This is a genomic window from Paenibacillus sp. MZ04-78.2, assembly GCF_024213375.1.
Classification (GTDB): Bacteria; Bacillota; Bacilli; order Paenibacillales; family NBRC-103111; genus Paenibacillus_G.
In genome coordinates this window covers 70,504-82,921 of sequence record NZ_JANAVJ010000007.1, presented here as the reverse complement: position 1 = coordinate 82,921, position 12,418 = coordinate 70,504, and the positions used below count along the sequence as shown (strand labels likewise).

Annotated in this window: 12 protein-coding genes and 1 riboswitch; of the genes, 3 read left to right on the top strand and 9 right to left on the bottom strand. The window is 46.1% G+C overall.

Annotated elements, in window-relative coordinates:
* Nucleotides 1–35: 35 nt before the first annotated feature.
* The 4 genes from NLX71_RS07930 to NLX71_RS07915 all read right to left on the bottom strand — a co-directional run bounded on the left by NLX71_RS07930 (nucleotide 36) and on the right by NLX71_RS07915 (nucleotide 4,550).
* On the bottom strand, nucleotides 36–404 hold the full coding sequence (locus NLX71_RS07930) for a response regulator (protein WP_090667018.1): 369 nt from the start codon (nucleotides 402–404) through the stop codon (nucleotides 36–38).
* A 96-nt stretch (nucleotides 405–500) separates the two neighbouring features.
* A riboswitch (cyclic di-GMP riboswitch) is annotated at nucleotides 501–585 on the bottom strand.
* 126 nt (nucleotides 586–711) lie between these two features.
* Nucleotides 712–3,144, bottom strand: coding sequence for an EAL domain-containing protein (locus NLX71_RS07925; RefSeq protein WP_254363026.1), 2,433 nt, complete (start codon nucleotides 3,142–3,144; stop codon nucleotides 712–714).
* Between the two features lie 190 nt (nucleotides 3,145–3,334).
* On the bottom strand, nucleotides 3,335–3,754 hold the full coding sequence (locus NLX71_RS07920) for a DoxX family protein (protein ID WP_254363024.1): 420 nt from the start codon (nucleotides 3,752–3,754) through the stop codon (nucleotides 3,335–3,337).
* A 34-nt stretch (nucleotides 3,755–3,788) separates the two neighbouring features.
* Complete coding sequence (locus NLX71_RS07915) at nucleotides 3,789–4,550, bottom strand: DODA-type extradiol aromatic ring-opening family dioxygenase (protein ID WP_254363023.1); 762 nt, start codon at nucleotides 4,548–4,550, stop codon at nucleotides 3,789–3,791.
* Between the two features lie 147 nt (nucleotides 4,551–4,697).
* Here NLX71_RS07915 and NLX71_RS07910 point away from each other — a divergent pair, with 147 nt between their 5' ends.
* Nucleotides 4,698–5,042 (top strand): winged helix-turn-helix transcriptional regulator, encoded by a 345-nt coding sequence (locus tag NLX71_RS07910; protein ID WP_254363021.1) that lies wholly within the window; start codon nucleotides 4,698–4,700, stop codon nucleotides 5,040–5,042.
* A 54-nt stretch (nucleotides 5,043–5,096) separates the two neighbouring features.
* Here the strand turns inward: NLX71_RS07910 and NLX71_RS07905 are convergent, their stop codons facing one another.
* The 5 genes from NLX71_RS07905 to NLX71_RS07885 all read right to left on the bottom strand — a co-directional run bounded on the left by NLX71_RS07905 (nucleotide 5,097) and on the right by NLX71_RS07885 (nucleotide 9,551).
* Complete coding sequence (locus NLX71_RS07905) at nucleotides 5,097–6,344, bottom strand: MFS transporter (protein WP_254363019.1); 1,248 nt, start codon at nucleotides 6,342–6,344, stop codon at nucleotides 5,097–5,099.
* Between the two features lie 362 nt (nucleotides 6,345–6,706).
* Complete coding sequence (locus NLX71_RS07900; protein WP_254363017.1) at nucleotides 6,707–7,483, bottom strand: SDR family oxidoreductase; 777 nt, start codon at nucleotides 7,481–7,483, stop codon at nucleotides 6,707–6,709.
* 34 nt (nucleotides 7,484–7,517) lie between these two features.
* Complete coding sequence (locus NLX71_RS07895) at nucleotides 7,518–8,015, bottom strand: secondary thiamine-phosphate synthase enzyme YjbQ (RefSeq protein ID WP_254363016.1); 498 nt, start codon at nucleotides 8,013–8,015, stop codon at nucleotides 7,518–7,520.
* A 16-nt stretch (nucleotides 8,016–8,031) separates the two neighbouring features.
* Nucleotides 8,032–8,739, bottom strand: coding sequence for a triose-phosphate isomerase (locus tag NLX71_RS07890; protein ID WP_254363014.1), 708 nt, complete (start codon nucleotides 8,737–8,739; stop codon nucleotides 8,032–8,034).
* Between the two features lie 8 nt (nucleotides 8,740–8,747).
* Complete coding sequence (locus NLX71_RS07885; RefSeq protein WP_254363011.1) at nucleotides 8,748–9,551, bottom strand: sugar phosphate isomerase/epimerase family protein; 804 nt, start codon at nucleotides 9,549–9,551, stop codon at nucleotides 8,748–8,750.
* A 253-nt stretch (nucleotides 9,552–9,804) separates the two neighbouring features.
* On the opposite strand from NLX71_RS07885, the gene NLX71_RS07880 reads away from it, so the two are divergent.
* Nucleotides 9,805–10,860 (top strand): LacI family DNA-binding transcriptional regulator, encoded by a 1,056-nt coding sequence (locus NLX71_RS07880; RefSeq protein WP_254363009.1) that lies wholly within the window; start codon nucleotides 9,805–9,807, stop codon nucleotides 10,858–10,860.
* Entirely contained in the window at nucleotides 10,857–12,356 is a 1,500-nt protein-coding gene (locus NLX71_RS07875; protein ID WP_254363008.1) for an FGGY-family carbohydrate kinase, read from the top strand. Before NLX71_RS07880 ends, NLX71_RS07875 begins: the two co-directional genes overlap by 4 nt.
* Nucleotides 12,357–12,418: the final 62 nt, after the last annotated feature.

Genomic DNA, 12,418 nt, shown 5'->3' with positions numbered 1-12,418 from the left:
TCTGACGGCCCTTTCGCGGCTGCACCTATGCATCGTCAATCCTGGCTCGCAAACGCCTTCTTCAAAGCCTCCCGGACCCGATCCTTGCTGAACGGCTTGACGATAAAATCGCTTGCTCCCATTGAGACGGCCCGGATCAACAGCGCCTGCTGGCCCATAGCAGACACCATGATTACTTTGGCGTCGGGGTCCATATTCTTGATCTCCTCCAGCGCCGTGATCCCATCCATTTCGGGCATCGTAATGTCAAGCGTAACAAGATCCGGCTTCAGTTCAGAGTATAATGTCAGCGCTTCCAGTCCATTGCTCGCCTCGGCTACCGTTTCGTAACCCAATTCCTGAATTACGTTTCTCAGTATCATCCGCATGAATAGCGAATCGTCCACGATCAAGATTTTTTTCACGCCGAATTGCCCCCAACCCGTTGTTTTTGAATACAAAAAAATAAGACCACCCCAAACGCCAAAAGGGAGGCCGTGTTCGACTATTTCCTCTTGTCCTTCGGCAGCTGGCTGACATTGGTGTTACACCTTAGTCCCTATAGCTTTGCGTCCTTGACTTTCGCCAAGTTTGCCATGTCGGTGACAAAAATCGACTGTAAATTGTATTATAAGCATCCGGGGGGGAAAATACAAGTACAGAACAAAAAGACCTCTTCGCAACGTCTCCAGCCACTTGAGAGTTTCGTTTGAAAGGCCTTATGCTTTGGGATTACGCAGTCTCAGCCGAACGGTCCATGTTCTTTAAGAATCGTTCAAATTCATCCGGCGGCAGCGGCCTGCTGTAATAGTAGCCTTGCACTAAATCGCATTTTTTGTCGCGTAAAAAGTCGATCTGTTCCTGTGTCTCCACGCCTTCCGCGATGACTTGGAGGCCGAGATGGTGCGCCATGGCTACAATCGTAGCGACAATCGACGCCCCGCTGGACCCATGGGCAATGTCGCGTACGAACGATTGATCGATTTTCAGCTTGTCGATCGGGAACCGGTTCAAGTAGCTGAGCGAGCTGTAGCCCGTGCCAAAATCGTCCATGCTGACTTGCACGCCGATTTGCTTCAGCCGGCGCAGCGTCGTTTCCGCATTCTTCGCGTCCGCGGCCATCATGCTTTCCGTAATTTCCAGATCGAGATATTTCGGCTCCAGACCCGATTCCTGCAGCGCTTCCCGGATCGATTCGATCAAATGCGGCTGCTCGAACTGCTTGTTCGACAGGTTGACGGAGACGGGCATCGGCGAGAATCCGGCTTCCTGCCACAATTTGTTTTGCCGGCAGGCCCTACGCAGCACACATTCGCCGATCCGATGAATCAGTCCGCTTTCCTCAGCGACCGGGATGAATAGTCCCGGCGAAACGAGACCTTGCTCGGGATGCCGCCAGCGCACCAGCGCCTCGGCTCCGATCACCCGGCCTTGCATATTGACCTGCGGCTGATAGTGCACCTCGAACTCATCCCGCTCCAGCGCAAGCCTCAAGCCGTTTTCAAGCGCAAGCTTCTGTTCGGATGCTTCGTCCATTTCCGAGGAATAAGCTTGTACCCGGTTGCGCCCTTGTTTTTTGGAATAAAACAACGCCGAATCGGCATGCTTCAACAGCATTTCTCCGTTAGCGGCGACAGGCTGTACCGCGTAGCCGATGGTGAGGCTGAGATACACTTTGTGCGCTCCCAGCGTAAAGGGACGCTGGAGCCTCTCGTGAAGCCGCAGCGCTTCTACGGCCGCTTCGCTCTCTCCTCCTGCAATCCCGCTCAGCAGCACGGCAAACTCGTCGCTGCCGATTCGCGCGATAACCTTGTCTTCGCCGGCGGCGTGATACAGACGGTCCGACAGCTGCCGCAGCAACTTGTCCCCTTGCTTCTGCCCGATGGAATCGTTGATCAGCTTGAAGCGGTCGATATCGATGACCAGAAGCGCCTTTTCGGTTTCTTCTTCCGCCTCCGTCAGCACGTTCAACGTTTCCAGCAAATAACGGCGGTTCGGCATCCCTGTCAGATCGTCCCGGTAAGCAAGGTCGTTAATCCGGCGCTCCGCTTGTTTCTTCTCCGTGATGTCTTGACATATCCCGAACAGTCCGGTGACCTCCCGGTTGACGACAATGGGAACGCAGGTGATGCTGAGATCGATAGCTTGCCCCTGCTTATGCGTGATGGTCATTTCGAACTTCTGGGGGATGCCTTTTACGGATTCCGCAACCCTCCAGCCAAGCTCATCGGTATTCCAAAGCTCCGAGATGCCGCTTAAGCTGCGTCCAACGGTCTCCTCCGCCGAATAGCCCGTAATCGCCTCGACCGCCGGATTCGCGGCGATGAACCGCCCTTCCAGATCAATGGAAAACACCGCATCCGTATTATAATCAAACAGCGATTGAAAATGCTGCTCGCTTTCGTGAAGCTTGGCCGCATGGTACGCAAGCCGCTTGTCCACGAACGACGTCACAAGCGCAATCCCCAGCAGCAACAGCGTCATCATGACGATCACATAAGCGATCAACGACGTTTCCACGCTCAGCTCGTTATTCATCCAATGCATATGATCCAGACTGATGAAGCGGGCTGCCTCCATCCCCGTGTAATGCATGCCGGAAATCGCCGCGCCCATAACAAAGCCGCTGCCGATTTTATAGTAAATGCGGGACCTGCCGATGTCATCGCGAAAATGAAAGGTCAGCCACATCGCAGCCATGGACGCGATCACTGCGATGACAACGGATAGGACCAAGTATAGCGGGCTGTACTGAACGACCGCGTTCATCTTCATCGCCGTCATTCCCGTATAATGCATGCCTACGATGCCGAAGGCCATAAACAGACCTCCAACGATCCAATTCCGCCATCCAAAATGCCTTCCCCCGACCGCGGCCAAAGCAATATATGAAGCGATGACGGCAAAGATCATCGAAAGCAGAACAAGGGAAACGTCGTAATGGACCTCCATCGGCATCCGGTAGGCAAGCATTCCTACAAAATGCATCGACCAGATCCCTAGCCCCATGGCCAGCGCCCCGCCACTAAGCCATATTAACCGGGTACGCCCCCGGGCCGCTTTGACTCTGCCTCCCATATCCAATGCCGTGTAAGAAGCCAGGACCGAGATCACATAGGAAAGAAAGACCAAAAACCAATCATAGGTGCCAATCATTTGCTGCATAGTCTTTACCTTCTTTCCAATTCGATCCTATTCTTTTCTATATTATACCTACGAGGCCTATATACCGTCTACATCTTTTTGTCGAAATAACTCGAATTATAATGAAGATGCCGGTAAGAGCGAATTTCTGTTCGATGGCATGCAAAAGAAGCAGATCTGCGCAGACCTGCTTCTCTCTTTGATCTGTTATTTACGCGGCGGTACGTTTCGATCTGCCTGCGGACAGCAAGCCGTCGAGCGCCAGCAGCGAGCTCCCGGCAATGGCCAAGGCGAGTGCCATGACGAAGAACGCCAAATCCAATTCGTACCCGGCCATCTGCGGACTTCCCAAAAATCCGCCGGCCCATTTCGCCTTCACGATCGCGCCGATCATGATCAATGCGAACAAAGAAGATACGATCCGGGTACCAAGGCCCAGGATCAAGGCGATTCCTCCGACCACCTCAATAATTCCTATGACATAGGCGGCGAAGCCCGGAAGACCTATACTTTCGAACCAACCGGCGATGTTGCCAATGCCGCTCTGAAATTTAACTACGCCATGAACCAAAAAAGAAATGCCAAGCACAAGCCGGATCAACAGCAGACTCACTTCATAGTTTCTATTCAAAAGTTCTCTCTCCTTATTTTCGTGTAGATATCGTTTAAAATTGCAAACACATATAGCTGAGCGTGCCTAAGTCGTAGCTCCGATGAATCACCTGAGCTTGTTCTTCCCCGCTTCCCATCGCGATGAACAGCGGCACGAAATGCTCCGCTCTCGGCACGGCCTGACGGGCATACGGGGCTTGTTCCTCATAATGGAACAACGCATTCAAGTCGCTGGACTGCAGCTTCTCAAGCAGCCAGTCGTCGAAGGCAACCGCCCACGGCTCCGGCGTCTTCTGGCCCCAGTTCAGCATCCGGAGGTTGTGCACGGTTACCCCGCTGCCGATCACCAGGATGCCTTCCCGTCCCAGCCCGCGAATCGCCTCGCCGATCCGGTATTGCCGCTCAGGAGCAAGATATGGATTCACCGATACTTGGACTACCGGAATATCCGCCTTCGGATACATGCGATGAAGAAGCGTCCAAGAGCCGTGATCGAGCCCCCTGACCGAATCGGTGCGAACTTCGATACCGTTTGCCGTCAGTTTTTGCTCCAGCATCGCCGCGATCGCTGTGGACCCTCTGGCCGGGTACTTAACCTGATACAGTTCATCCGGGAACCCGCCGAAATCGTAGATCGTATCGTAGACATCGTCCGTCGAAGAAATCATTAGCGTCTCGCTTTCCCAATGCGCCGTAAAGATGACAATCGCCCGGGGCTCGTACTGCTCACCCAATTTCGCCAAAAAATCGGTATAAGGCGTCTGCTCGATAGCAAGCATCGGAGAGCCGTGCGCTAAAAATAACGCTGGAATCATCATGGTACCCCCTAAGTAATAAGGTTACTTTATGTAAGTAAGTATATGATGATAAATGAAGTATGTCAAGTAACTATATTTTTGTTTGCAACTATACTAATTCATTGGATCATGCGGTATAATAGAACTAAAGCGAGGTGACGGGATATGAATCAGAATTCAGTATGCCCCAGATTTGAAAAAGGCATGCGGATCGTCAGTAAACGATGGGCCGGGCTTATCATCCATCAGCTGCTTAAGGGCCCTCAGCGGTTCTGTGCCATAGAGACCGCCCTTCAGATCAGCGGAAGATTGCTATCGGAGCGATTAAAAGATTTGGAGCAAGAGGGGGTTGTCAAGCGGGACGTGTATCCGGAAACTCCCGTTCGCATCGAGTATTCTCTCACGGACAAAGGCCGCGCTCTGGCTCCCGTCTTCCGGGAATTGGAGAAATGGACGAGCGCCTGGGTAGAGCTCGACGAGGAACCTTCGGCCGATCCGCATGTGCCATAAAAGCAAACAAAAAGGCGCCATTTGGCGCCTTTGCGTGTTTATCATTTTGTCGGATTAAGTAATATTTTTAGGAACCTTCTCAGGCTCATCCAGGAAATTAGTAAGCAAGGCACCTATAAAATAAAGTATAGCAACTACCCAAGTGACACCGCTTGCACCAATGTAATTTATGAATAGACCAACTATTGCCGGGCCAATAACAACAGACAAACCTGTTCCCAGGTTCAATACTGACATGATTGCCCCTTTATCATTTTCAACCATATTAGCTGACATTGCATCTAATGGTATATAACCTGCTACACCTGCTCCCCAAATCATCCCAAGTATAAGTACTATAATGTAGTTTGCTCCAACCAGTTGTGGAGCAAAAAATAGAAGCAAAGATGCTACTCCAGTCAAAACTCCACCACACCAAATAATAGTTCTTTTATATCCTATTTTGTCTCCAACTATTCCCCAAATCAAATTAAACAAGATATTACTAGTAAAAGCAGTTGCCCATATGCTTAGCCATTCGGAGGTAGTAAAACCTTGAGATATCATATACATAGGCAAGTAGACAGGAAAAGCATACTGAGAAAGTGAATTTATAATTCGAAGGATACAAGCTATAAATAGCTTGGGATGTTCTTTAAGAATTGTTATTCCTTTTAGAACCTCTTTAATTTTATCCATTGTACTATTATTACTTTGAGGGCTAATATTATCGCGATTAAGTACGAGCGCAAAAAAAGCGCCAGTAATAATAAAAATGAGCGTAGTCCATAAAGTATTAATATGACCCAGTTGATTGATAGCCCAACTAGCATAAAAAGTAGCCAACACTTGCATCCCGCCTGAAAAGACAAAGTAAAACCATCCATATGCTGTACTTAGTTTTTCGGCTGGGCTTCTATATGCAATCCAAACTGAAAACGCATAGGCAAAAAGAGGATATCCAAACCCTTTTATGGCCTGTGTAATCAATAATATCGAATAAGACATTTCTTTTAACCCTAAGCTTACGAAACCTACTGTACCAACGACACAAAAAATTACTCCTAATAGCATTGTTCGTTTAGCACCAAATGTTTCAAAAAATACGCCGGCAAACCAGGATGATATCGCTACAGTCACACCATACATACTAAATAAAGTAGAAACTTGTTGAATACTTAATCCATTATCCTCCAAATAGGGACTTAACCAGCCTATTTCGATCCCATTACCAATCATAAATACTAAAACACCCAAATAACTCCACGATAAGACACTTGGTATACCAATTCTATCAAAAAAGCTCTCTCTCCCAGCCTTCATCCTATCCCCACCTAACTAATTTATACGAGCCGGTCAAGTAAACAATCTGTACGGAAATAGTGTTTAGTAAGGGTTTTCATTACTTAGAAGCACACGGAACTGGATTACACTTTTGGGTTGATTCCCTGGGGCAAAGTCCATTGACTGCCATGATTATAAGCTTTCGAAATTTAATAAGGAATTGTAACCGCATTCATTCAAAGTCAATAAATCTTTGCTTCTAAATAATCGATTGACCCGGATTTTGGAATGTTGACAAATGGCTTTTTGTGCAGCGCCTATGGCACTGCACAAATTAAATGCCATAACCTACATTTTTTGATGCCATAAACAGGTGAATCCCTCTCTGAAACTCTTTTACCCTAAAAACAAGTGTAAGCTCCATCAATGCGGAAGTCCGCCCCTGTTGTATAAGAACTCATATCTCCTGCTAGATAAACAGCAATAGCTTCCAACTCTTCCGGTTTTCCCATTCTATGCACCGGAATCAACTTTTCCCACTGACTGATCAATGGCGTCAATCCCGGATCATTCAGTGTCATCTCCGTCGCCATATATCCCGGGCTGATCGTATTGACACGCACATTTTTATCCGCCCACTCCACAGCCATATTTCTTGACATGGCTATCACACCTGCTTTCGATGCCGCATACGAACATTCTTTCTGAGGAACGTTTGTAATATGGGCTGACATTGAGGCGGTATTAATAATCGAGCCTCCTCCTTGTTGTATCATCACTCTCCCGGCTGCCTGCGCGGTTAAGAAAGTTCCATTTAAGTTTACGTTGATGACTCTGGTCCAATCTTCCAGCGTATCCTCTTCTACCGGTACCACATGTCCGATTCCTGCATTACAAAAGGCTACATCCAGTCTGCCGAATTCTTTTAGAATCGTCTCAATCATCTTATTCACTTCGTCAGGCTTGGTAATATCCGTTTTAATGGCAATCGTTTTATTATGATTGGCCTGTGCAATTTCCTTTGCGGTTTTCTGTGCCTCTTCCAAATCAACATCAACGATGGCCACATCTGCCCCGGCTTCGGAAAGTGCGATTGCAAAGCGTTTTCCGATTCCTCTTGCACCGCCTGTAACAAATATTTTCTTCCCGTCCAATCTCATTTTTTCTAAAATTCCCATTTTCTTTTCCTCCTCTTATTTTAAAATTCCCAACTTATTCGCCAATAATCTGCACACGCACCATGCGTGTACGCTCTCTCGTCTGATCCATATCCGAAAAATAGATTCTTCCGAACTCACCTAAAGTCATTTCACCTTCCAAAAGCGGAATTGTCTCCGACCGCCCAAGCAAAACAGAACGTAAATGTCCGTCTGTGTTCAGCAACCATTCCGGCTTTTCATCCCTTAATTCCATTGCATTTTTTGTATGAATCGGACCCGGATGCAGGTATTGCCCCTCATACTGACATGTCGGAATGATTTTCTCCAATGCGTTTATCATATCCTGAAGGATCAGCGGAGTGTTCCAAAAAGTAACATCCTCTGAATCCTCCTGTAGAAATACGCTGCAGCTTGTGTGCTGTGAAAAAACATTGACAAGCCCGTTTTTAATTCCTGATTTTTTTACACATTCCTGTACCTGTTCTGTAACGTCATCAAAACTCACTCTTCTGCCTGTTTCAAGTTTAAATACTTCATGAAATACTGCCATAATATGAATTCTCCTTTTATTTTTTTCTTATCTTCCATGCTTCTGCCACTGATGCAATCATCTTTTCCATCATTTCTACTGGCTTCTCTGCCTTTAGGATTCCGCTGGTTGAACCCGTGGCATCAGCTCCAGCTTTAATGATTGCGTAAACATCTTTTTCATCGGTTATTCCCGCTCCATGCAAAATCAGCATATTAGGATTCACCTGGTGTATGGCATGATTGATTTTTGCAATCTCTTCCATATCCTGAGGACCGCGTGCGCCCTTCCCTATGAGTGCGGGTGATTCAGCTAAAATAATATCCGGGTTCAGACATGCTACTGCGGCCCCTTCTTCAGGGCTTCCAGCACATACTAATGTTGCCAGACCCACTTCATGTGCTCTTTTTATACTTTGTGTCAGCACTTCCATGGTCAATGGTTTCTCCGCATGATTCAAAAGAACGCCAACCGCTCCTGCTGCTTTTACCGCCTCAGGCAAAACCGCTCCCACTCCTCTTCCCGGATAAATGGGGTCCATGTGCTGCGCAAATACTTTAATGTATTGGGTTGCCCTTGAAATCGGCTCAATATCTGTATACTGAGCAGTAAAAATGATATCAACTTCATATTTTTCACAGAGTCTGTCAGCTTCTACTGCCAGTTCTACCGCTTCTTTTCCATAGAGATATGTCTTGGGGCCAATTTCGAAAAATGGCTTGCTTATTTTAAAATCATTTGTCATAACATCACCTACTTCAACATCTTCTTTAAAAACTCCGCGGTCTCGGGCAGTGTCTTCGATGGATCTCCGCAGGTGCTGCATTCTAAATTGAGAAAGCCATTGTAACCAACCTCTTTCAACGCATTGAAGCACGCCTTCCAATCGATTGCTCCGTAGCCCGGAAGCAGACGGTTATTGTCGCCTAAATGAACATGTTGAATCGAGTCTCCTGCGTATTTAATGCTTTCAACCATATCCGTCTCTTCTATGGACATATGGAAGAAATCTGCTAAAACTCCGGAGTTATCTATGTTTAATTTGTCAATGACATCCTTGCAGTCTTTGATACTGTTTAAGTATGGGCTTTCATATCTATTAATCCCTTCAAGCAGCATCCTGCCCTTGGTCCCCCTAAGGGGTTGGGCCACTTCTTTGTACATTTCCAGAAACTCCAGCTCTTCCGCTTCGGTCATTTTTTGATAAGGATGAAACAATGGCAGCGGATTCTGCGGACCGTATGCAAATTCAAGCTCTGTGACTGCTCCGATTTCACCACTGATTTCAGCCGCCAGCTTATACATTTCCCTGCTCTTTTTTCTGAGTTCCATATTGTCATCCATTAAGCGTCCGTAAATCTCGTCTCCAAAGGCAAACTCACACGGGATGATTCCTGTTCTTTCCTGCAACGCAAGTATTTCCTGGTGCAGTTCTTCGCTCCATTCGCTATAGTTCACAAATATCGCGATGCCATCGTAACCCCATTTGTACAGTTGGCTGGCCTGCTCGGTCAAACTGTTTCCCGGCAGCATTAAATTCGTACATGCTATCTTCATTTTAAGCCTCCTTTTACAACGTTGTAATTTTTAAACAAAAAAATTTAACGCTTACATGTTTTCTTTTGTTTGTTTTCCAACGTTGTAATGATCATATTAGCTTTTAATCGTTTTGTCAATCACTCTTTCGAATTCGCTTTTCGTGTCTCGAAGCTCATTGACAACGTTGTAAATATATTGTACTCTGTTCTAGATATTTATCCACACAACCTTCCGCGTTATTGCTCCTCATTGAAGAAAGGAGTATCCGGCAATGACAGATACAAACAAACCGATTACGATTAAAACCATTGCAAAGGAATTGAACATCTCATTTTCAACTGTATCTAAAGCCTTGAACAACAACCCTGCCATTAAAGAAGAGACCCGAAAGATGGTTTTAGATAAAGCAAATGAAATGGGCTATACTCCGAATTCACTAGCCAAAGGCCTGCGAAGCAATTCTACCAAAACCATTGCAATCATTTTTAATGATATCGAAAACCCTGTACTTACCTATATTTTCCGCATCATTTCGATCAAGATGGCTGATCATGGATATACCACGATGATTTTTGATTCGCAGTTCAGTGAAAAAATTGAACGCGCCAATATACTGACTGTTCTTTCCAGACAGCCGGATTTTATTATTCTCGAACCGACATCCATGAACTCAACTAATTTACAGCTGTTATCAGAGATGTCCAATCGGTTAATCCTTCAGGGCGTTCGCTACGAGACAAATTGTCACCATGTTCATGTTGATTATGCGCATGGCGGATATCTTGCAGCTTGTAAAATGCTGTCCAATGGACATCGGGATTGTTTAGTGATCACAGAGCCCTTATCCTTTCCCACGAGTGAACAGTTTGTATTAGGGATCGAACGGGCTTACAGCGAATATCATATTCCGTTTAACAGAGATATGGTTAAAACAACACATTCATCCATCGCAAACGGCTTTCAGACCATGCAGAAATTATGGGATTACGACACGAATGCGTTCAGTATTCCGTTTACAGGTGTACTGACCTTTGATGATACGTTGGCTCACGGAGTATACAAAGCTGCTATGCAGTACAATTTTAAAATTCCGGAAGATATCAGTGTTATTGGATTCGATGATAATCCTCTTTCAGCTTTTTCCATGCCGCCTCTGACCACCATACACCTGCCCAAAGAAAAAATGGCAGAGAACTACATCAGGATTTTACAATCGGCGTTATTGGAAGGACGTACTGAAACATGCTTTTTTTCTTCTGACCCCATCCTCGTTTCCAGAGATTCTGTAGGCAATTTGTTAAAAAAAAACAGGAGGAACGAAGTATGAATATCATATCGATTGATTTGGGTACGACGAATATCAAAGTTTCTGTATACGACAAGCATCTGACTCCGCTTACTACACTTTCAGAAACCGTACATTATAACCGCAGTGGCGATTTTGTAGAATTTGACCCTGACCAGTATTTCACATGCATTAAAGAAATGATCTGCAAAACGGCTGCAATCGGAAAAACTTCAAACAACGAAGATGTCATCCAGATTGTCCTGACCGGGCAGGCAGAATCTCTTATTTTACTGGACGAAAACAAAACGCCCGTACATCCCGCAATCTCCTGGTTGGATATGCGCTCCCGCAAAGAATGTGAAGAATTATCTTCTGTATTTGATTCCGAGCTGTGCTACCGCATTACAGGCCAGCCCGAATTAATCCCAACATGGCCGATTACAAAGATGCTTTGGATGAACCGAAATAAACCCGATATATTCAATCAGACTGCTCATTATTTATTGCTGAAAGATTATATCATCTATCGATTATGCGGCCGCATAGCCGGAGATTACTCTATCTATAGCTTTTCTCATTATTTTAACATCACAGAAAAATGCTACTGGGAAGATATCCTCCATTACTGCGGCGTGAAGACAGAGCAGTTGCCTGAAGTGCTTCCTTCCTGCAGTATTGCCGGGACCCTTTTATCGGCATGGATTGATTCCGAGATCGGGTTGACTTCTGATACGAAGATCAATGTAGGAACATTGGATCATTTTGCCGGCATGATCGGAACCGGAAACATCAAAGAAGGCGTCATCAGCGAATCTGCGGGAACCGTTTTATCTATCGCTACTCTGGTAAACGCCCCTCTTTTCAGTGAAAGCCGGATTCCGCTGAATTGCGGACCTTTCCCGGATACTTACGTCCTGTTACCGGTATGCGAGAGTGGCGGATTTAGTTTGGAATGGTACAAGAATGAGTTTTTGGAAGACATTTCATTTACAGATATCAATGAGACCCTTATGCAGCGACCCCATCGTATACCGCCTGTATTTTTACCATACTTGACAGGAGTAAACGCTCCTGACTTTAATGAAAATGCTTCCGGCGTCTTCTTCGGTATCCATGCTTCGCATGATAAATACGATTTCGCACTGGCTATTATGCAGGGTGTTGCCTGTCTGCTGAAAAAGAATCTGGACTATATGCGCGATTCCGGAGTCAACATAAATAAAATCATTTCCACCGGTGGCGGAGCAAAATCGCCTTTGTGGACCCAACTGAAGTCAGATATCACAAAGCAGGTCATTGAGCTTCCAGAAAACGAAGAGGCTCCTTGCTACGGCGCTGCCATGATTGGCGCCGTATCAGAAGGGTTTTTCCCGACATTCAAAGATGCTGTGGATCATTGTGTCGTCATGAAGAAGAGATATGAACCTGCTGAACGTATGGAGTATGATAAGACCTACGCTGTTTTCACTGCCTTGTATCATTCTCTGAAAGATGTATATGAGTTGAATGCACATGAAAGAATGAGGGATTTTTAACAGGTTTTAAAACAAGCTTGAGGCCATCGGGAGTATTGCTCCCGTGGCCTCATTTTCTTGTG